General features: G+C 34.3%; 24 protein-coding genes. 22 read left to right on the top strand and 2 right to left on the bottom strand.

Annotation, left to right across the window (positions count from 1 at the left end; all coding sequences use genetic code 11):
• The first annotated feature begins 8 nt into the window (after nucleotides 1-8).
• The 18 genes from LCX93_RS06870 (at nucleotide 9) to LCX93_RS06790 (ending at nucleotide 13283) form a co-directional block, all read left to right on the top strand.
• Nucleotides 9-527, top strand: a complete 519-nt coding sequence (locus tag LCX93_RS06870; RefSeq protein ID WP_226065330.1) for a type II secretion system protein — start codon at nucleotides 9-11, stop codon at nucleotides 525-527.
• The gene (locus LCX93_RS06865) at nucleotides 524-1738 is read left to right on the top strand and encodes a type II secretion system F family protein (RefSeq protein WP_226065328.1); all 1215 of its coding nucleotides are present in this window, start codon (nucleotides 524-526) and stop codon (nucleotides 1736-1738) included. Before LCX93_RS06870 ends, LCX93_RS06865 begins: the two co-directional genes overlap by 4 nt.
• Nucleotides 1739-2647 (top strand): hypothetical protein, encoded by a 909-nt coding sequence (locus LCX93_RS06860; RefSeq protein ID WP_226065326.1) that lies wholly within the window; start codon nucleotides 1739-1741, stop codon nucleotides 2645-2647. It abuts the gene before it with no gap.
• Nucleotides 2631-3554 (top strand): hypothetical protein, encoded by a 924-nt coding sequence (locus LCX93_RS06855; RefSeq protein WP_226065323.1) that lies wholly within the window; start codon nucleotides 2631-2633, stop codon nucleotides 3552-3554. Before LCX93_RS06860 ends, LCX93_RS06855 begins: the two co-directional genes overlap by 17 nt.
• Nucleotides 3551-3958, top strand: a complete 408-nt coding sequence (locus tag LCX93_RS06850; RefSeq protein ID WP_193149856.1) for a hypothetical protein — start codon at nucleotides 3551-3553, stop codon at nucleotides 3956-3958. Before LCX93_RS06855 ends, LCX93_RS06850 begins: the two co-directional genes overlap by 4 nt.
• Nucleotides 3952-4485 carry a hypothetical protein gene (locus tag LCX93_RS06845; RefSeq protein ID WP_226065321.1) on the top strand — a complete coding sequence of 178 codons (534 nt, stop codon included), beginning with the start codon at nucleotides 3952-3954 and terminating at the stop codon, nucleotides 4483-4485. Before LCX93_RS06850 ends, LCX93_RS06845 begins: the two co-directional genes overlap by 7 nt.
• Nucleotides 4469-5281 carry a PDZ domain-containing protein gene (locus LCX93_RS06840; protein WP_226065319.1) on the top strand — a complete coding sequence of 271 codons (813 nt, stop codon included), beginning with the start codon at nucleotides 4469-4471 and terminating at the stop codon, nucleotides 5279-5281. Before LCX93_RS06845 ends, LCX93_RS06840 begins: the two co-directional genes overlap by 17 nt.
• Nucleotides 5268-7124: a secretin GspD/PilQ domain-containing protein gene (locus tag LCX93_RS06835; protein WP_226065317.1), complete on the top strand. Its 1857-nt coding sequence runs from the start codon at nucleotides 5268-5270 to the stop codon at nucleotides 7122-7124. The genes LCX93_RS06840 and LCX93_RS06835 overlap by 14 nt, the downstream gene beginning before the upstream one ends.
• The gene (locus LCX93_RS06830) at nucleotides 7124-8632 is read left to right on the top strand and encodes a GspE/PulE family protein (protein WP_226065315.1); all 1509 of its coding nucleotides are present in this window, start codon (nucleotides 7124-7126) and stop codon (nucleotides 8630-8632) included. The genes LCX93_RS06835 and LCX93_RS06830 overlap by 1 nt, the downstream gene beginning before the upstream one ends.
• Complete coding sequence (locus LCX93_RS06825; protein ID WP_226065313.1) at nucleotides 8607-9101, top strand: type IV pilus modification PilV family protein; 495 nt, start codon at nucleotides 8607-8609, stop codon at nucleotides 9099-9101. Before LCX93_RS06830 ends, LCX93_RS06825 begins: the two co-directional genes overlap by 26 nt.
• Nucleotides 9098-9601 (top strand): type II secretion system protein, encoded by a 504-nt coding sequence (locus LCX93_RS06820; protein ID WP_226065311.1) that lies wholly within the window; start codon nucleotides 9098-9100, stop codon nucleotides 9599-9601. Before LCX93_RS06825 ends, LCX93_RS06820 begins: the two co-directional genes overlap by 4 nt.
• A complete protein-coding gene (locus LCX93_RS06815; RefSeq protein ID WP_226065309.1) occupies nucleotides 9591-10307 on the top strand; it encodes a heparan-alpha-glucosaminide N-acetyltransferase in 717 nt (238 codons plus the stop codon). The genes LCX93_RS06820 and LCX93_RS06815 overlap by 11 nt, the downstream gene beginning before the upstream one ends.
• Before the next feature lie 335 nt (nucleotides 10308-10642).
• Entirely contained in the window at nucleotides 10643-10933 is a 291-nt protein-coding gene (locus LCX93_RS06810; protein WP_226065307.1) for a nucleotidyltransferase family protein, read from the top strand.
• Nucleotides 10926-11294: a HepT-like ribonuclease domain-containing protein gene (locus LCX93_RS06805; protein WP_226065305.1), complete on the top strand. Its 369-nt coding sequence runs from the start codon at nucleotides 10926-10928 to the stop codon at nucleotides 11292-11294. The genes LCX93_RS06810 and LCX93_RS06805 overlap by 8 nt, the downstream gene beginning before the upstream one ends.
• 63 nt (nucleotides 11295-11357) lie before the next feature.
• Nucleotides 11358-11621, top strand: a complete 264-nt coding sequence (locus LCX93_RS12705) for a hypothetical protein (RefSeq protein ID WP_502988727.1) — start codon at nucleotides 11358-11360, stop codon at nucleotides 11619-11621.
• Nucleotides 11622-11741: 120 nt separating this feature from the next.
• Nucleotides 11742-12047 (top strand): hypothetical protein, encoded by a 306-nt coding sequence (locus LCX93_RS06800; protein WP_226065303.1) that lies wholly within the window; start codon nucleotides 11742-11744, stop codon nucleotides 12045-12047.
• A gap of 81 nt (nucleotides 12048-12128) precedes the next feature.
• Nucleotides 12129-12518 carry a DDE-type integrase/transposase/recombinase gene (locus LCX93_RS06795; RefSeq protein WP_226065301.1) on the top strand — a complete coding sequence of 130 codons (390 nt, stop codon included), beginning with the start codon at nucleotides 12129-12131 and terminating at the stop codon, nucleotides 12516-12518.
• Nucleotides 12519-12698: 180 nt separating this feature from the next.
• The gene (locus LCX93_RS06790) at nucleotides 12699-13283 is read left to right on the top strand and encodes a Mu transposase domain-containing protein (RefSeq protein WP_226065299.1); all 585 of its coding nucleotides are present in this window, start codon (nucleotides 12699-12701) and stop codon (nucleotides 13281-13283) included.
• Between the two features lie 309 nt (nucleotides 13284-13592).
• Here the strand turns inward: LCX93_RS06790 and LCX93_RS06785 are convergent, their stop codons facing one another.
• On the bottom strand, nucleotides 13593-14831 hold the full coding sequence (locus LCX93_RS06785) for an IS110 family RNA-guided transposase (protein WP_226065297.1): 1239 nt from the start codon (nucleotides 14829-14831) through the stop codon (nucleotides 13593-13595).
• A gap of 297 nt (nucleotides 14832-15128) precedes the next feature.
• Between LCX93_RS06785 and istB the strand changes: the two genes are divergently transcribed.
• Complete coding sequence (gene istB, locus LCX93_RS06780; RefSeq protein WP_226065295.1) at nucleotides 15129-15881, top strand: IS21-like element helper ATPase IstB; 753 nt, start codon at nucleotides 15129-15131, stop codon at nucleotides 15879-15881.
• A 94-nt stretch (nucleotides 15882-15975) separates the two neighbouring features.
• Here the strand turns inward: istB and LCX93_RS06775 are convergent, their stop codons facing one another.
• The gene (locus LCX93_RS06775) at nucleotides 15976-16632 is read right to left on the bottom strand and encodes a site-specific integrase (protein WP_226065293.1); all 657 of its coding nucleotides are present in this window, start codon (nucleotides 16630-16632) and stop codon (nucleotides 15976-15978) included.
• Nucleotides 16633-16796: 164 nt separating this feature from the next.
• On the opposite strand from LCX93_RS06775, the gene LCX93_RS06770 reads away from it, so the two are divergent.
• Genes LCX93_RS06770 through LCX93_RS06760 form a run of 3 tightly spaced genes read left to right on the top strand, consistent with a single transcriptional unit; the run spans nucleotide 16797 to nucleotide 20562 of the window.
• Nucleotides 16797-17228: a CoA-binding protein gene (locus LCX93_RS06770; protein ID WP_226065291.1), complete on the top strand. Its 432-nt coding sequence runs from the start codon at nucleotides 16797-16799 to the stop codon at nucleotides 17226-17228.
• A 2-nt stretch (nucleotides 17229-17230) separates the two neighbouring features.
• Nucleotides 17231-18433 carry a threonine ammonia-lyase gene (gene ilvA / locus LCX93_RS06765; RefSeq protein WP_226065289.1) on the top strand — a complete coding sequence of 401 codons (1203 nt, stop codon included), beginning with the start codon at nucleotides 17231-17233 and terminating at the stop codon, nucleotides 18431-18433.
• A gap of 2 nt (nucleotides 18434-18435) precedes the next feature.
• Nucleotides 18436-20562 carry a WD40 repeat domain-containing protein gene (locus tag LCX93_RS06760; protein WP_226065287.1) on the top strand — a complete coding sequence of 709 codons (2127 nt, stop codon included), beginning with the start codon at nucleotides 18436-18438 and terminating at the stop codon, nucleotides 20560-20562.
• The last annotated feature ends 38 nt before the right edge of the window (nucleotides 20563-20600 follow it).

The following is a 20600-nucleotide window of genomic DNA, read 5'->3' as shown; positions in this document are numbered from 1 at the left end:
TACTGTTTTTGAAAAAAGCTTTTACTCTCATTGAACTTATGATAGTCATAGTGATAATGGGAGTTGTCTATACTTTGGTCATAGGCAATTTTAAAAAGCTCAGTGAAAAAAGTACAAATTTGTCACTTAAAAATTTAAAAGAGTTTTTGCAATCTTATCCGCATAAAGAGAGTGTAAAATTGGTTTGTTTGGATAACTGTAAGAATTGTTTTGTACTTATAGATGGAAAGAAGCAGGATATAAAGATAAAAAATTTCCTTGATAAAAGTGTAAAAGTCTATCGCTATGACTTTGATCTTGGTGCAATGCAAAAAGAGAATACAGGCTATTTTAACCAGGACAACATTGAAGAAGATGTCTGCTTTTCATATGAAGTGGATGGTGAGGGAGTCGGTGATCAGGTACTGGTAGAGTATAAAAACAATGTATATGATTTTACACCCTATTTTGAACCTCCGCAAGTGTACAGCAGTGTAGAAGAAGCAGTAAATGCAAAACAAGATTTAATGACAAAGATAATACAATGATATTCAAGTACAGCGGAATTGACGAGTTTGGTAAAAAAGTATCTGACAAGATTGAAGCTTCTGATTTGGCAGAGGCAAAGAGTAAGATTAAAGCCAAAAAGATTATTTATCAAAAAATCACTGAAGAAGCCCCGTCGTTTTTTGACTCTATACATTTTTCAAGAAAATACCGTATAAGTGCAAAAGAGTTGTCAGGGCTTTCCCGTGAACTTGCCATGTATATCCGTTCGGGTATCAGTATAGTATCTGCACTGAAAATCGTACAGACACATTATGAAAACAACAAAAAGATGAAACTCTTTTTATCTACAGTGAGTACACATCTGAATGAGGGAAAAGATTTTTACTCAGCACTTGAAACGCAAAAGGTAGTGGTGCTTCCGGAATTTTTCAAGTACTCAATCAAAGTCAGTGAAAACGGAGGCGTTTTGGATGAAGTACTCTTGGAACTTTCAAAATTTTTAAAAGAACAGGAACGCATTAAAAAAGAGATAAAAAGTGCTTTTGCGTACCCCTCTTTTATGATAATTGTCTCTTTGCTTATGATTGCCTTTATGCTGACCTTTGTAGTGCCGCAGATTACAGGAATATTTGTCAATATGCATCAGGAACTGCCTACACCTACAAAAATAGTCATTGCAGCGGGAACATTTTTTCAAAATAATTTTAAAATCATTTTGGCATCATTGTTTGCCGGTATTGTCATGTTTATATTCGCACGCAAGAAAAGCCACTCTTTTGCTTACGGGGTCGATAAACTGCTCTTAAAACTGCCGTATTTCGGAGAGATTATACAAAAAAGTGAATTGGCACGCTTCTCTTATATGGCATCTTTGCTGGTCCGTTCGGGTGTTCCTTTTGTGCGTACTATAAATCTCGGAACAAATATTTTAAACAATCTTGTGCTCAAAGAGCTGTTTACAACGGCTTCAAAGAAAGTGGTAGAAGGAAAACTGCTCTCAAATGCACTCAATGAATCAGATATAAAGATTGATTATGCTTTTATCCAGTCTATAGCTTTGGGAGAAGAGACGTCAGAACTTGAAACAATTTTGCATAATGTTTCAGAACTCTATTTTGAAGAGAACCGTGACAAGATTTCTCTGTTGTTAACTTTGCTTGAACCCGCTCTTATGCTCTTTGTGGGTGGATCTATCGGATTTATAGTTTCAGCTATGTTGTTGCCAATTTTTTCTATGAGTATTCAGTAAATGTTTAAAAAAAATGCAATAGCCCTTTTGATAACGATGTTTTTCATTATGGCAATTACAATTACAATAGGGGTCTCACTCGGGCACATCAACAGTGCAAAAGAGAATCTTTCATCTGAGAAATTTTTACTGCAAACTACTGCTGTTTTGGATGATATGATGAAAATTTTAAAAGAGACTCCCGAACTTGATGATATAAATGACACACAGACCTTTCGTGCATTTTTATTACAATACAGCACAGTTGTCCCCTTGAGTACGGATATAATGGTAGAAGTAAAGCTCGAGAGTGCCCGATCTAAATTTAATTTTAATGCACTCAAAAAGAACACAGAAGGAGGGAGTGCACTGAAGAATGCACTTATCGGTTATTTTAATGCAAAAATGATAAACAGTGAGTATCTTTATCTCCTTGAAGATTTAACAGGCGGTATAAAAGAAGACGGAATGTATAACAGTGCTCTGTTTGATGACAATCCTTATCTCTTTAGAGATTATATAAGTTCTGACGAACAGATAAAAGAGTTAAATGAGTATTATAAAAAAATCTATCATGACAACAGTGTTGAACATATAAATCTGCATAATATCTTTAATTTTGGAAATTATAAAAATTCTGCTTATGTAATTGATTTAAACTTTGTAAACAGGGATGTTTTTAATATAATGTCAGGGAATTATTATGAGCAGGAAAACACTGCTGCTGAAGATGATAATTTTTTTGTGGACTGTGAGAAATTGACGGCAGAAGAAAAAGAAAATTTGAAAAGAAAATTTAATGCAAGCTGTGATTTGCAAAAAATTATCGCAGTGACGCTTATGGTTACACAGGGTAAGCAAAACGCTGAAATAAAATTTGAATACAACATAAAAACCAAAAAAGGATCAAACTTTGTTTACAAAATTTAAAAATAATTACAAAACAATTTTGTTGGATCCTTTCATGGAACCAGTGCAGATGGAAGAAAAAACAAATGTTATTTTATCTCCGTCTTTATACTGGGTAAAGAAAATTTCTTTACCTGTGAAATACATAAGGGAAGTAAAAAAACTGCTTCCTTCCATTTTTGAAGACATTCTGCCTGAGGGTCACTACAGCTACTATGTCTATAAAGAAAATGACGAGTATATAGTTTTTGCCTATGAAGATAAAATGATTTTAGGACTGATGGCACAAAAAGGGATATCTCCTTCAAATGTTGTCAATATCTATTTTGCGCAGAGTGAATTTTCTTCCCTGGAAGTGGCCTGTAGAGTCAATGAAAAACAGGCACTTGTAGTGAAAAACGGTATAGTGATTCTTGTACCTGATTTTTGGATAAAAGAGGCAGGTACCCTTAAACTGGATGACTTTAAACCATCCGGTCATGCGATAGTCTTACAGCAGTTTAATCATATTCTCAAAAAGTCCAGTTTTTATAAGATTGGTTTTGTTTTATTGTTTATCACAGGGATAATTTTCGGGGAATGGCTTATTACTATGGACAAAGCAGCCACACTTTCGGATCAAAGGAGTGCTGTATTTGCAAAGTACAATTTAAAGCCTACCATGATGCAAAATCAGGCAATTCATGCAGAACTGAGTAAAATATACGAAAAACAGACAAAACTGAGAAAATATATAGGGTATTTTCTTAAAATGCATCTTGCAAAAAATGAAAAAATTTCCTACATAGGATTTGACTCCAAAGTGCTAACGGTGATTATAAAAGGTGTTACACAGAGCAAAAAAATTACAGAAGCATTGAAACGTAAAGGTATTCATGCTAAAACCCAACTAAAAAATTCAGTACTGACTTTGGAGATAACTTTATGAACCGCTTAAATCCTCTTTATGTTGGCATCTTTTTACTTTTGCTTTTATTGTTTTTTGCTCTGAAGCTCATAGATGCAAAAAAAGAGCTTCAGCAGGAAAAAATTCTCTATGAAAAAACGCTGAAAGTTGCTTTAGATACGAGTGCTTTAAAAAAAGCATTTGCCAACAAAGAAAAAGAAAAAAAAGAGATTTTACATATATTGTCAAATCCTGTTTTAAAGAGTTCCAACATAAAAAAAGAGATAACAAACTCAGGGATACATATCAGTTCTCAAAATATGGATATAAAAGCTTTGAATTTTTTAATGGGTAAAATTCTCAATACAACATTTAACATAACAATGCTGAAAATAAAAAGAATCAGCGAGAACAAATCAACGCTGGAGGTGAAGATAAAATGGTAAAAAAACTGGTTTTATTCCTGTTGTATGTCCTGTTTTTTATGATGGCATTTATCTATTTTTCTCCAAAAGTAAATATATACTATTTTGCTGAACAGCAACTGCAAAAAAAAGGTATTGTTCTGAATGATGAAACTCTCAGTGATGAAGGTTTTACGCTTGAAATAAAAAATGCTGTTTTATATGTAAAATCACTCGAAACTGCAAAAATACAAAAAATAAGATTGAATCCTTTTCTTTTGTATAACAGTGTAGAAGTTGAAGGTTTGGTCTTATCAGATATGGCATCAGGATTTATGCCTTTACATGTAAAGAGCCTGTATCTTGTCTATGCTGTATTTGATCCTTTACATGTAAAGGGCAAATGCAGTGGTGAGTTTGGAGAGGCTGATATAAATATTGACCTTGTCAAGAGAACTTTGCAGGTTTTGATAAAACCTTCCAAAAAAATGTTGACTCATTATCGTACAACACTGCGAAATTTGAAAAAAGATAAAAACGGAGGCTTCGTTTATGAACAAAGTTTCTAATTCCAAAATGTTGCAAATCATTACAAAATTGTTGATTTTAATAGCTCTTTCCAAACTGCTTGCGCTCGTGCTGTTATGGTATTTACCAAGCAATGGCATAGATGTAAAGATAAAAAAGAATTATCGTCCGGCATATCAAAGAGTAAATTTTACAAATATGCTTACTCCTTTACATGCAAATACCAAGGGGTATAAAAAAACAAATGAAACGGGCACGCACAGAAGTATTACCGATATGACTCTGATCGGTCTTTACGGTTCTAAAAATTATGGATATGCCATAGTGGCAATGAAATCAAATTTGAAGAAAACTTCTATTATCGGAGTGGGTGAAACATATAATGGCTATATTTTGAAAGAAATCAATAACGATAATGTTGTTTTTACAAAAGATGGCAAAAACTATATACTGCATTTTGTGAAACAAAAAATTAAAAATGTAAATATAAACAAGGTTACGCATGATGAAACAGACAATGGTGCGGCAAATATATCAAGACAGGATATAAAGTTTTTCGAAAAAAATCCTCAAAAGATTTGGAAACAGATTGCCATAAAGGAAGTCATGGAAGATGGAAAAATTAAAGGTTTTAAAATAATGAAAATAGATAAAAATTCAAAATTTGCAGCACTCGGATTGCAAAAAGGTGATATTATCATTAAAGCAAATAATGTTGATTTGACATCATATAAAGCAGTGATGAATATATATAAAAATATAAACAAATTAAGCGAAATAAGCTTGATCGTTTTAAGAAATAACACAGAAAAGGAATTGATATATGAAATTCATTAAGCACATAACGTTGATACTACTTTTAACATTCTCTCTTCAGGCAAGAGAGCAGGTGAATGTTAACTTTTCAAATTTGGCCATTGATGATTTTGTAAAACTGGTAGCAAAAATTACACATAAAAATATTTTAATGAACTATAAAATAAACGGAAGTGTCAATCTTGTGAGTTCAGTACCTATTTATGATGATGAATTAATGGGGATGCTGGTTTCTGTTTTACAGTCAAAAGGCTACTCTTTGGTACGCAATGGGTCTTATTATGAAGTTGTCCGCTCTTCTGAGGTTGCAAGATCCAATGCGGATGTGGTCAAACCAAACCAAAAAGTATCCGGATCTTTGATGGTCACACAGGCTATTAAAGTAGAGGGTGAAAATGTAGATATTATAGCGGCAAAGATTCGTTATCTTATTTCAAAAACTGCAAAACTGATGACATTAAAAGAGAGCAATACGATTTTGATAACTGATTATCCAAAAAATATAGAAACCATTAAAAAAATCATCAGAGATATTCAAACAACAAACAACTCTATTGTAAAACTGATATATATAAAACATGCAGATGCCGGAAAACTTCAGGCCCGTTTGCTGAACATAAGCAAGTCAATATTTAATCCTAAGGTCGTTTCGGACAAAGTCAATATCATCTTTGATGAAAATATAAACGGTTTGATTGTTATCGGGAACAAAAAAAATGTAGCAAAAATTGAAGATTTGGCGAAAAAACTTGATGTGGAATCGAATGCCAGCCGTTCTGTTGAAATCTACAGTCTTAAAAATTCTGATGCAAAAAATGTTATCAAGACCTTAAAGGAGATTATTTCTGATAAAACCTATAAAGGTCTCACCACAAAACCGAATATATCTTCGAGTGAAGAGATAAATGCCATCATCGCAGTTGCTGATCCTGAGATACTCAAAGGAATCAAGGTTATTATTGATGCACTGGACAAGGAAAAATACCAGGTATATGTCCAGGCAAGAATTATTAATATCAATAAAAATAATGCGGAAAACCTGGGAGTAAAGTATGGCTTTGCAGCAGGAGATGTTTCTGCATCCGGACTTTATGCAATGAGTGCAAACTTTGGTGATGCTAATTTGCAAAATTTGGCATCAACACAGATTATTAATTATCTGGGAGCTATTGGTTCTGGAGCCAAAAGCGCATTGGCTCTTGGGGCAACACTTGATTTTTTACAAAGTCACGGCGCATCAAAAACAATATCAAATCCTTCAATTCTCTGTGTCAACAATAAACAATCTTCTATCTATGTCGGTAAAACCATCTCTATAATATCCGGTGCAACAACAAATGCTGTTTCGGGAGTGACAAACAACTATAAAAGAGAAAATATCGGTCTGACATTACGAATCAAACCCAGAGTCTCTTCGAACGACAAGGTGACTTTGGATGTTGAAGCGTCTTTGGAAAATATTTTAAGCTCTGATGCAGCGGGACAGCCTGTTACGTCCAAACAAGAGGTGAAGACACAGGCGATTTTAAGAAGCGGTGAAAGTATTATTATAGGCGGTCTTGTAAAATCCCTTGACAGAAAAACAAAGACAAAAGTTCCTCTGTTGGGAGATATTCCATTGATAGGAGACTATCTTTTCGCATCTACTGAAACAATTAAAGAACAGGATAACTTAGTAGTCATTCTGACTCCTTATGTCATAGATAAAAGTGAAGAACTTTCAAAACTGCAAAGAGACTTGGGTGTCCTTTCAAGTGTGCAAAAAGAGTATAATGAAAAAATCTTTAAAAAGATAACAAGTAAAAAAAATGAAAAGACACAAAAGAGTACAGAACCTGCAGTGCATGTCAAAGGTGTCTATTAATGCTCAATACAGAAGTGCTTCACGATTTACATTTACAGGTATGTGAACCTGAGGGTATACCAACGGAGATCAGTGTTAAAAACTATCTTCTTTTTAGCAAAACAAAAGAAGAAGTCATTGCATGTGTCTGTGAAAGATATTTGGTTGAAGCGAGTAATTATTATACAAAATTAGAAATCAAATATCCTCTCAAAATGCTTGATGAAGACTCGTATGACAGACTTTATAACCGTTTTTTGGAACTTCGTACAGACAAAGCAATAGAGACAATGCAAGAAGACTCTGCAGAAGAGAATGAACAAGAAGACATCTCTCTGACCGATTTTTTAAGAACGTCGAGTGATATTTTAACGAGTGAAGAATCAGCGCCAATTATCAAGTTTGTCAATGCACTTTTTTATCAGGCTGTCAAAAAAAGAGCTTCAGATATTCATATAGAGGTAAAAGAGAAGAGCGGTGAAGTCCGATTTCGTATAGACGGAATGCTGAGTAAAAATGCAGATTTGGACAAAAAAGTTGTTAGTCTTATCATCAGTCGTATTAAAGTTATTTCAAATTTAGATATTTCGGAAAAACGTATTCCCCAAGACGGAAGAACACAGATAAAAATTGCAGGCGAGATACTGGATATCAGGGTTTCGGTACTGCCTACTTTTTACGGGGAAAGAGTTGTTATGCGTATTTTGATGCAAAGTTCACAGATACCGCAGATAACAGAGCTTGGATTTCATCAGGACATGATTGAAAAGATCAAAAGTCTGTTGCGTCTTTCACACGGAATTATTTTAGTGACCGGACCGACAGGAAGCGGTAAAACAACATCTTTGCACTCTTTCTTGCGAGAAGTGGAATCTCCTGAAAAAAATCTTATAACAGTTGAAGACCCTGTGGAATACAAGTCAGAAAGCATATCACAGATTCAAGTGAATGAAAAAGTAGGACTCACTTTTGCAAGTGCTCTGCGTTCAATTTTACGCCAGGACCCTGATGTCATAATGATAGGGGAAATCAGAGATGAAGAGACAGCATCTATTGCGGTGCGTGCAGCACTGACAGGGCACCTGGTTTTTTCTACAATTCACACAAATTCTGCATCTGCTACGATATCAAGACTGGTCGATATGGGAATCGCACCGTTTTTAATATCCTCTTCGATTCTAGGTATTTTGGCGCAAAGGCTGGTCCGCGTATTATGCCATGAGTGTAAAGAAGAAGATGTCATAGCCGAGAATTTTGCCGATGATTACAATATCCCAAAGGAGAGCAAAATTTTTAAAGCAAAAGGATGCCCCGTATGTAATTACAGTGGCTACACAGGCAGAAGATCCATAGGTGAACTTTTGATTATGAATGACAAAGTGAAAGATCTTTTAAAAACTACAGCGGATGAGCACAGCATCAAAGAAGCACTGGAAGCTGACGGTTTGCAAAGTATCTCTTTTCAACTCTCCAACATGGTTTTAAATGGAGAAACTTCACTGGATGAAGCAATCCGTATCGGATTATAAAATGTTCTGTACCGCTACATGTAATCTTCGCAGGAGAGCCTTTACGCTTATAGAAGTGATGGTAGCTGTGATGATTATTTCAGTGGTAATTATGGCTTTACTGCAAATAAATGCCAACAACACACATATATTTTCTCAGGTGAAAAATCAGGAAACGGCTACGCAATATCTTTCATTGCTTGTAGGAACAAAGTATGGCTTTGAAAATGAAAAGATATCGTTGGAGGAGTTGGTTTCAGACTTTGATTTGGATGATGATTTTAGAAGAGAACTCAAACATACAGATATAGAAATAGTGTATCAAACACTGCAGAGTATTGATACAGGCATGTTTGATGAATCTGCAAACGAGGAAAAAGATAACGATCCAAATAAGAAAAAGAGTTCAGGAACTGTCTACGAAACAGGAAGAAGTACATTGAAAACCAAGCGCTACGCCTCATCACTGTTACGGTTAAGAATACGATGAGAAAAGCTTTTACACTGATAGAAATGATGATATCTATAACTATTTTATCTATTATGATGGTTTATTTATACAGAGTCAACGCTTCTGTAAACAAAAGTAATACATTTTATGAAAAACAGGTCAATGGATTTAATTCCCTGAGTCTAAAAAAGAGAGTACTTTTCCTGGACTTGGCTTTAATGCTTTATCAGCAAAACAGTATTGTGCATAATGACAAAAATGAAGATGTCCTCTTTTTGCAAACAACACACTCCCTTCACAGAAGAGTAAACCCTTATGTAACCTATATAGTCAAAAATAAAAAACTTTATAGACTGGAATCATTGCAAAAACCTGTTTATCCGTTGTCAGAGGCTAATAAATTTGATGTAGACTCTCTTGGCAGTGTTGATGTCTTCAGAGTCTATAAACAAAAGGATAAAGCAGTTTTTTTAGTAAATTTGAAGTTTGAGAATTCTGACCGTATACTGATGAAGGCCAGGGTTTTAAATGAGTACTGAAATGTATAAGCTGCAAACACGCTATTTTGATTTGGATTTTATTCGCGGAATTGCTATTGTGTTCATGGTTGTTTTTCATTTTTGTTTCGATTTGAATAATTTTCATTTCATAGATATAAATATCTATCATGGAGCTTTTTGGCACTATTTCCGTTATATCATAGTAAGTCTGTTTCTGTTATGTGTCGGAGTATCACTTTATCTTGTCAATGAAAGCGGCTACAACTTTACAAAAGACTTGAAAAGATTTTTTCTTATTCTTGCGAATGCTATGCTTGTCTCTGCAGCTAGTTATTTTACATTCCCTCACAGTTTTATCTATTTTGGTATCTTGCATTTTATTGCATTTGCTTCTCTTTTTGCGCTTGCATTTGTAAAGTTTCCAAAAATTGCTTTGCTTGCAGGGATCACAATTATAGTGTTAAGTTATAATAACACTCTTCATATGCATTGGCTCTATAATATCCTGCAAATGCCACTACATCTGCCAAAGCATCCGGAGGATTTAGTTCCTTTTACTCCGTGGTTTGGTGTTGTTCTTGTTGGCATTTTTATAGGCTACAAAAAACTTTTTATTTTTAATACAGTACAAAATTATTTTACGAAAAAAGTATCTTTTCTGGGAAAGCATTCCCTGCTGATTTATATGCTTCACCAACCTGTTCTTTTTGGGACAGTTTTTAGTATGCATGAAATTTTGAAATAGTGTGGGATGAAGCAAAACTTCAATAATTCGAAGTATAAACTTAATTCACAACTTTATAGTTTTTCGATATAATCTTTTTACAAAAAGCATTAGCTATGTTAATGAGAATGTGTTGTGCAGTATTTTTTTTTTGACAAAATATAAAAAAGGTTTGATTATGGAGTGTGAATCTCTCTAGCGTTCTTTTGCAGAGAACCCCAAGAAATAGGGTTAAATGAAGATTTTTTTATCTTTTGTTTTAGGCTAGTCCCATACAAGTCCAAATGATTTGATACGATTTGACAAGACTTATATGCTATAATTTGGAATTATGTAAGATATACAAAGGAGTGAGTGTGAATCGTGAGTATATTTTAAATCTATTAACACAATATAAACAGAATAATCTCGATAAGTATGGTATTGAAAATATAGGTATATTTGGATCAGTTGCTCGTGGTGAGGCAACAGAATCAAGTGATGTTGATATTTGCATAAAAATAAAAACTCCTGATATGTTTATGCTTGTGCACATTAAAGAAGAGCTTCAAAATCTTTTTCATAAGAGTGTAGATATAGTAAGACTAAGAAAGAGGATGAATCCTTATCTTAAGAAACGAATAGATCAAGAAGCTATATATGTATGATAAATCACTTACTCGCGAATTACTTGAACAGATTTTAGATGCTACTAATATTGTTCTCATAAGGTTTGAAGTAGTAGATAGTAGTGATTTTTTTCTTGATTCTCCTGAAGGACTGGAAAAGTTAGATTCTATTTGTATGAAACTCATCGCAATAGGTGAAAGTCTGAAAAATATAGATAAAATCACAAATAATGAATTATTAAAAAGATATCCTCAAGTAGACTGGAAGGGAGCAAAAGGGATTCGAGATATTATTTCTCATCACTATTTTGATTTGGATGCACAAGAGATTTATTTTGTGTGTGATGAAAAACTTCCTACATTGAAATCTACTGTAGAAAAAATAATTCAAGATTTGTAATTTCAAATAATATTAAAAAGTAAAACTTATGTGTATGTTTTATGCCAATAAGTAGATGTCCTAATAAAAACTGGCGAAGAGCCTTTTATCTTATACTTAATTGATAATGGGAATGATATAAATGAAGAGACTTTAAAGGTAAGTATACATTTTCTTCGTACCTCTCCAGATACTTTTCGTAAGTCAGATGATTTAGGTCGTTTCGGTTTAGGTATAAAAACTGCAAAAAACGGAGCAAATCGGACACTAATGCCGGTTCAGTTCGGACACCCATGCCGTTTTAAATCGGACAGTGATGTCGGAAATGATTCGGACATTTTAGAGTAAAAAGCGGCATGTAAAAAAACTTTAAGAAAATGATATTTTCTAAATTTAAATACACTAATTGTAAATAATTTTACAAAGGTGTTAAATGAGGACGGGGTGCCCCTTGAGGGTATAATATCTATGAAACAAGTTCGTGATGTATTACAACTTTACAGTGTAATGAATTTGTCACTGCGCAGAATTCAAGGTGCTACAAATGTAGCTAAAAGCACGATATCTGACTATATCAAGAGATACAATAACTCTGGTTTGAATATCAAGCAAATAAATATTTTAGATGATGACGCTTTAAAATTAAAACTATTTCCAGAATCTTCTTCTGGAGTTGCCTCTAAAAAAGCAATGCCAGATATGAATTATCTTCACAAAGAAATGAAACTTCGTAAAAAAACTAAAATTACTTTGCAACTATTGTGGGAAGAGTAGAAAGAATCAAACCCTGATGGATACCAATATACTCAGTTTAGACTCCATTACAGTAGATTCAAGCAACGTTTAAATCCCTCAATGCGCCAAACACACCTAGCAGGAGAAAAACTCTTTGTGGACTATAGTGGCCTAACTATGCCAATTTATAACCAAAGAACCGGAGAAATTGAATATGCACAAATATTTGTTGCAGTGCTAGGAGCAAGCGGCTATACATTTGTCCACGCCACGCATAGCCAAAAACAAGAAGATTTTATTTACTCTCATGTTATGTGTTACAACTTCTTTGGAGGCGTGCCAAGAGTAGTTGTTCCAGATAATTTAAAAAGTGCAATTATTTCAAATAATAAAAACGGCATAGTAGTAAACGAAAGTTATGCGGACATGAATCACCATTATGGTGTGGTTGTTGATCCTGCAAGACCAAGAAAACCGAAGGATAAGCCTAAGGCTGAACAAGGTGTTTAAGCGATTCAGAGATATATTCTTGCAAGATTTCGGCATCATAAGTTTTTCAGTATAGATGAACTCAATGAAGCACTTGCGTCATTACTTGATAGATATAACAATAAAATAGTAAAACATCTACAAAAAAGTCGCACAGAACTGTTTGAAGAAATAGATGCACCATACCTCAATCCACTTCCAATGAATAACTATGTTTACAAGCAATTTAAAATTGCAAAAGTGAATCAGGACTATCATATAGCACTTGAAAAATGCAATTACTCAGTTCCCTTTAAATATATCAAAGAGGAGGTTGAAGTAAGATATTCTACTCAAAGTGTTTACATCTACCACAAACATAAACTTATTGCCACTCACCCAAGACTTAGGCGCATTGATGATACATCTACCTTACATGAACATATGCCAAATACACATCAATATATAAATGAAAAAATGAACCCAGAGAGACTTCGTTCATGGACCAAAAATATTGGTGAATACAGTTCTGTGTTTGTTGAAGATGCATTTGCAGAGGTTGAGTATAATCCACAAGCATATAGAAAAATCTCAGCCGTGCTTTCTCTGGCTAAACTCTATGGCAATACAGAACTTGAATTGGCATTAATGTATGCGACTCAAATGAGAACTATTACTACAAAGTCGATTAAATCGATACTTGACAAAAAACTCTATCTTACCAAAAGCGCAAACAACATACCACGGGAGAGAAAATCACTCTTTAATAATCACACTAACATCCGCGGTGCGGATGAATACAAATAAGCAATCCTATAAAGAATAACTTAAACGGAGCGAAAAAATAAAAAAGACAATAGTCCCGTAACAATAAACTTTCAAAGAACATTTTTAAGAGCCTTTTGGCTCTTAAGAGCGTTTGATTTTTGAAGCACTTTTTACAAGTCATTATCTAGAATTTGACTCAAGTGTTTCAATGATCAAACAACTAAAAAACTGTTTGGTTGACAATGATAAAGTGCTAGGTGCCCCTTGAGGGTATAGACTGTTATATAATTGTCTATATAGTGTTTATCAAGTTCTATAACAACTTATTGTTAAATAGTTGAATGAAACTCAAGATGCTGATGCCTGAAATACCCTTTGAGGATTATAGGCAACATTGTTTTTATAAATAGCTAAAATGATATGAGCAAGTTTCCTTGCAACAATGACTACAGCCTCTTTTTTGGCTCTGCCTTGAGAGACCTTGTCTCTAAAGAGCTTATTAAGTTCATTATTATGTCTAATAGCTGCAATGGCAGCTTGATATAACGCTTTTTTAGCTAACTTTGCACCTCTCTTTGCAATAGGACCATAACTAAGCTTATTGCCAGATTGCTCCAGTGTAGGATAGAGGCCCAAATAACCAATAAGATGAGAGTTGTTTTTAAACCTGCTCAAATCCCCACACTCACTAATGAGTGCAAAGATGGTTTTATCACTTACACCAGGAATGGTTCGAAGGTTATCAATAATATCCATGACCTCTTGCTCCTCATCCCTCTCAAGTTGTGGTGCTTGATGAAAAAGCTTTAGCATCTCATTTTCAAGCTCTTTAAGCTCCTCTTGTAGAAGTTTAATAAGTCGAATATGAGACTTTATGACATAAGCTCTCTCATCTACACCATTACCCTGATAGACAGAGTGTTTGGCTAACTCTAAAAGCTTTTGTGCTTTTTGCTCATTAAAGTTATTGCCTTTAATACCTCGAAAGGTTTTAAGTATCCTCTGCGCACTGGCATACTCATAATGCTTTGCAGTTGGATACTTTTCAAGTAGAGCAAGCCCCGTTACATTAAATGGGTCTTTTATTACCTGTTCCATCTCAGGAAATACTACAGCTAAGAGTGTAGATATCTGTCGTTTATGCTTTTTTATCTCCTCAAGGAGATTATTCTTATGTCTATAGAGTGATTTAATACTTTGGTAAGTATCTTCACTCACATAAGCTTTAGAGTATCTACCTGATTTGATAAGAGCTGCTATCATTAAAGCATCAATGTTGTCATTTTTTACTTTTTTCATACTGTCCATCTCTCTAAATCTATTTGTTTGATAAGGATTGAGTAATAGTACATTAAATCCTTTTTCACTCAAATAAAGGTAGAGATTTTCAAAGAAGATTCCTGTTGCTTCCATACCAATGGTAAAGGTTGAAACTTCATCAATAGAGTTCAAAAGTAAAACCAATTCACTAAAGCCATTCTCGTCATTATTAAACTTGAGTGACTTCTTTATTACTTTATCATCTTGATTAACCACACAGGCAACATGAAAACTCTTTGCTATATCTATACCTACATAATAGTGCATTGTGCATCCTTTCATTTGTTTAACTTTTTCTTACAGCCTCGTAACGATAGAGGATTGAGATAAAACCCATCCTGGCATCCTATAGGTAAGTTACACAAGTTAAACGCAGTATGCTTTCTTAGATAGTGGCATAAAACCTCATAAGGAAAAATGACTGTCATTCAACTCTTTAACTGTAAGTTGTTTTAGTATTTGACAAACACAAAAACGACTTTATCAAAAACTAAAAAACAATTATCAAACCACTACTCCCTTGGATGTAATGACTTGATAAATTTATTATACGAGGATTTAAAAATGGACCATACTACAGTAATTAATAAAATCAATGAATTAAATTACAAAGGCTTGAAAGAAGCATATATGCATCAGATAGAAAATGTAAACTATGACAGCGTTAGTTTCGACGACAGGCTCTATCAACTTCTTGATGCACAAGAGATATTTCTTAAAAATAAACGAATAGTTATGAATCACAGATTGTCAAAAATTAAAGATAAACAAGCTGCAATTGATGCTATTGATTTTAATCCAAAAAGAAAAATCAATAAGGCTCAGATACATTCACTTGCAGCATTGAACTTTATTCATGCAAAGCAGAATATAATTATTACAGGTAAAACTGGCACAGGAAAAAGTTATATCGCACAAGCATTGGCAAATCGGACCATCATTGATGGATATCGTGCTTATTATGTTAGAACACCATCACTACTTGAAGAGATAAGATTATCAAGAATAGATGGCACATATACAAATCTTCTAAAAAAATATTCAAGGTTTAGATTACTTATTCTTGATGACTTTGGAGTTGCTCCTATGGTTGAAGATGACGCTACGAACCTATTTGAAATTATAGAAGATAGAACAGAAATAAATTCGACAATAATCACTTCGCAACTTCCAGTGAGTGAATGGTATAACTATCTCAATAATAATACTATTGCGGATGCAATATTGGACAGGATTGTTCATTCTTCTCACAGAATTGAACTCAGTGGACCGTCTATGCGAAAAATGAAATCAAGCATTAAAAGTGATGATTACTAAAAATCATTCGGACACTTATGCTAAAATGTTGTTACAGAAAATATCTCTTCTTAAACTGTCCGAACTGAAACGGCAGAGGTGTCCGGATACTCCGTCATATGCATACAAATAACCATAATTCCGTGGATACCTCTCTTGTAGCTTGAAGCAACTCTCTAATCTCTGAAAGTTCTAAATAGTTTTCTCGTTTATTATCAACTTTGAGTCCATCAAGTGCAACTGTTGGTGAAGTACCTTTATAGAGTTCTTTTTTATTTGCATACTTAAAAATAGTTCCAATCAGAAATATAAGATGATTAGTGGTTCTTGGTGAGAACTTTTTTCTAAAAGTTGTTTGCATTTTTAAAAGCATGTCTGAAGTAATATTTTCAGGAAGACAGTGACCAACATCTTTTTGGATATGATTGATATACCTTGCTTGCTCTTTTTTAGCCTCTTTAGTGGTATGTGATTTATCTTCAAAATATTTATCAGCCAGATCATCAAAAGTGAGTTTAGACTTTCTTTTAGCAATATAGGGTAAATCTTCACCAAGTTTAATACGGGTTGTAATTTCACTCAATTTTGCTTTGCAATAAGCCTCTGTAATACCATCTGATTTTTTTCCTATGGTTTTTAATCGCTGTTTATTGTTGGCATCAGTATATCTTACGAGAAAGACTTTATCAACAACTTTATTATTTTTCGATATAATCTTTTTATAAAAGACACCTGCTATGTTAGTAGGAATGCGTTTTAAGAGTGTTTTCATAAGTGGCTCCATGTATAGTTTGAGTCCCAAAAAAGTCCAAATGAAATGAGTAAATTGGACTTTTTTTGAAGAAGTATGATAACATAGAAAAGCCTTGAAGTTCCCTAAAATAGGGAAATTTAGGAGGTTTGAGGCGATTTGATAAAATATGAAAAAGGATGAAAATGGAGTGTGAATTTCCTACAGTTAATTCAAATATGGATGAAATAAAAGAGATTTTTGAGAATGTTAAAACGATTGCAGTTTTGGGGCTTTCTCCTGATGAGAGCAAAGACAGTCACAGGGTTGCCAAATATCTTCAGGGTCAGGGGTATAAAATAATTCCTGTTTATCCAAAAGGGGAGACGATTCTTGGAGAAAAAGTTTATAACTCTTTGGCTGAAATTCCTTTTGAAGTTGACATGGTTGATATTTTCAGAAAACCCGCAGCACTTGATGCCATTGCAGATGCCTGTATAAAACGTGGTGATGTAAAAGTTTTTTGGGCACAAAAAGGTATAGTAAACAATGAAGCCGCTAAAAAAGCACAGGATGCAGGAATGAAAGTTGTACAAAATCAGTGCACTATGGTTGATCATCGAAATCTACAGGGCTGATTTTGATTCCTTTACAAAAAATAAAAGATGCACATAAACGTATAGAAGAAGTTGTTGTCAACACTCCTTTTTCATATGCTCCCTATCTGAGTGAAATTTCCGGATGCAAGGTATATTTGAAAAAAGAGAACCTGCAAATAACAGGAGCATTTAAACTTCGTGGTGCATATAATAAAATAGCCACTTTGACACCACAGCAAAGAGAATGCGGTGTTGTCGCAGCAAGTGCCGGCAATCATGCCCAGGGGGTGGCCTATTCTGCTGCCGCTTTTGATACAAAAGCAGTGATAGTAATGCCGGAATCGACACCGCTTACAAAAATAGACGGAGTAAAACATTTCGGTGCAGAGGTGATTCTTGCTGGCACAAACTATGATGAAGCCTATGCCTATGCAAAAGAGTATGGCCAAAAACATCATTTGACATTTGTACATCCTTTTGAAGATGAAGAGGTGATGGCAGGACAGGGTACTGTAGCCTTGGAAATTCTTGAAAAATGCCAAGAACTTGATGCTGTACTCATTCCTGTCGGTGGCGGTGGGCTTATAGCCGGTATGGCCAGTGCTCTCAAAGCTGTCAACCCTGCTGTAAAAGTAATTGGTGTGAGCGCCAAAGGCGCACCTGCATTTAAAAATTCCTATGATTTAAAAAGAGCTGTTGATTCTACAAGCGTAAGAACGATAGCCGACGGAATAGCAGTACGCGATACTTCTGTGGTTACGCTCAAGCATGCTCTTGAATGTGTGGATGAGATAATAAGTGTAGATGATGAGGAGATAGCAAGTGCCATTTTGTTTTTACTTGAAAAACAAAAACTGGTGGTTGAAGGAGCCGGATCTGTCGGTGTTGCGGCACTACTGCATCATAAACTGGAGTATCTAAAAAACAAAAATGTTGCAGTTGTTCTCAGCGGGGGCAATATGGATGTTACACTCCTTTCTGTCATTATAGAAAAGGGTCTGCTGAAATCTCATCGCAAAATGAAACTTACCGTAACATTGGTTGACAAGCCGGGTTCTTTGATGCGTTTTACGCAGATACTCCAAGAGTTAAATGCAAATATTGTGCATATCTCTTATGACAGAACGTCCGTATCTCTGGATTATGGAGATGCTAATGTGACTGTGCATATGGAGACAAAAGGAAAGCAACACCAGGAAGAAATTAAAGAGGCTCTTGTAAAAGAGGGTTATTTGAGAGACTGAAAATGAAAACTGTTAAAAGTCAAAGTATTGTACACCCTGTAATCTTTATTAAAATTTTAAAAGACAAGCGTCTTGTTGTCATAGATTCTAAAACTACTGTAAGGTTTTATGACAAAGACAGCCTGAAAGTACAAAGCGGATTTAAAGTTAATATCGAACACAAATATTATAAAAACAATGTGGTGGATTACAGCTATGACGGCAATTATTTTGCAACAATGTCAGCAGATGCAAAAGAGTCAAGACTCTATAATGCCCAAACCAAAAAAGCTATTGCCAGAGTTACCAGGCACCAGGGGGAAGTTTCCTGTGTCGGGATAGACCCGCTCTCCAGATATATGTTCTCATGCGGAGAAGACGGTAAAACTTTTGCATTGGATGTCAAAAGCGGAAAGATTGTATTTACACTTCCCCATCATGCCGATACTATTAATGATGTTTCTTTTTCACAAAATGGAAACTGGGTAGCCATAGCGAGTTATGACAGAAAAATCACACTGTTCAATCTTGTAACAATGACACCGAAAGAAAAGTTAAAAGCCCATTCTGCACCAGTTATGAAACTAAAATTTTTTGGCAGAAACAAACTGGTGAGTATTGATAAAAATTCAAAAGCGATTATCTGGAATATATACAGTGGTAAGGTCATTCAAAGATTAGAAGGTATTCATGATGATGTTACTCAGCTTGTAATCAGCAGTGATGATAAATTTCTGTTTTTAAGTACGAAGTTGGGATATATTTTAGTATATGACTTAAACAAATATGAATTAATAGCACCCAAGTTTATAAAAATCACTTCACCCATTACCAGTTTGGCGTTTGATGATGAGCATCATCATCTTATAATTGGTACACAAGACGGCTTTTTGATGTATTATGATATTTTTGAAAAGGTTGGGATATTAAAAGATCTTTTAATGAACCAGGATATAGATGCAATAGAAGAAGAAGTAAAGAAAAACCCTATTTTACGCTATACGGATATATATAGTCTAGTTTCAAACCTATGGGAAAACACATTGGAAAAGGCAAAAAAAGCTTTTCAAAACGGGAAAAAAGAACAGGCACTCTTAATGCTCAAAAATTTCATGAAGATCCCCAGTAAAAACAGAGTGATACAAAAGCTGGTGAGTGACTATGCTGAGTATGATAAATTTGTACAACTCGCAAAAAACGGAAAACTGGCACTGGCATACAGCCTGGCAAATCAATATCCGGTTTACAAAGAATCAAAAATATATAAACTTTTAGAAGACAGATGGAAAAAAGATTTGTTTCAGGCACTGAAATATGCTTTGCAGCCAAACCAGATGGAACGTGCCAAAGAGATTTTGGCTCCGTACAGAGGCATCAGCAACAAAACAACCTTTATTCAGGATGTTTTAACAAAGGGTGCCATTTATAAAAGATTCAGAACTGCTCTTGGCAAAAAAGATTTTAAACTGGCATCTGCTCTTGTTCAACAGAACCCTTTTTTGAAGGAGTTTCCAGAGTATGACTCGATGATAAAATATGCCGATACTCTCTATATGAAAATCCAAAAATTAATATATGAAGGTGAAAACATAGCTGCTATGAAACTGATGCATCTGCTCAGTACATTTACAGATTTTAAAGATGAAGTTGAACTTATGTTAAAAGAGATACAAAACAAGCAGAAATTTTATGATGCTGTAGAGCGTGGTGATTATCAAACGGCATATAATATGATGGCAGAATATGAAGAACTGCAGGAAACAAAAGCAGGAGAAAAGCTTCAAAAAGAGTGGGATGCTGATCTCATCAAAGCAAACAGTTTTGCGGCTGTCGGTGATGTAGACGGGGTAAAAAACATTTTACATAAATATTTTGATATCAGTTCAAAAATTACAGCCCTGGCAACGATATTTGCCTGGACTTATATAAATCAACTTGAAACAGCCATAAGAGAAAAAAGAGATCGCAAAGAGATAGAAAACGGTATTAAAAATTATATTTTAAATTTTGGCATTGACGACCAAATAGAAATATTATTTGAAATATTTAAAAAAAGATACAAAGATACAAAATTGGATATAGAACAGTTAAAAAAAGGTTCGCTTTCTATGTGGCGGCCTTCAATGATTGTAAAATCAATTTTAGATTAATGCTTTAACCTCAATTATAGCTCTCCTAAAGTATAATT

This window comes from Sulfurimonas sp. SWIR-19 (assembly GCF_020410885.1).
In the GTDB taxonomy this organism is placed as follows: domain Bacteria; phylum Campylobacterota; class Campylobacteria; order Campylobacterales; family Sulfurimonadaceae; genus Sulfurimonas; species Sulfurimonas sediminis.
This window is presented reverse-complemented; position numbering and strand designations above follow the sequence as displayed.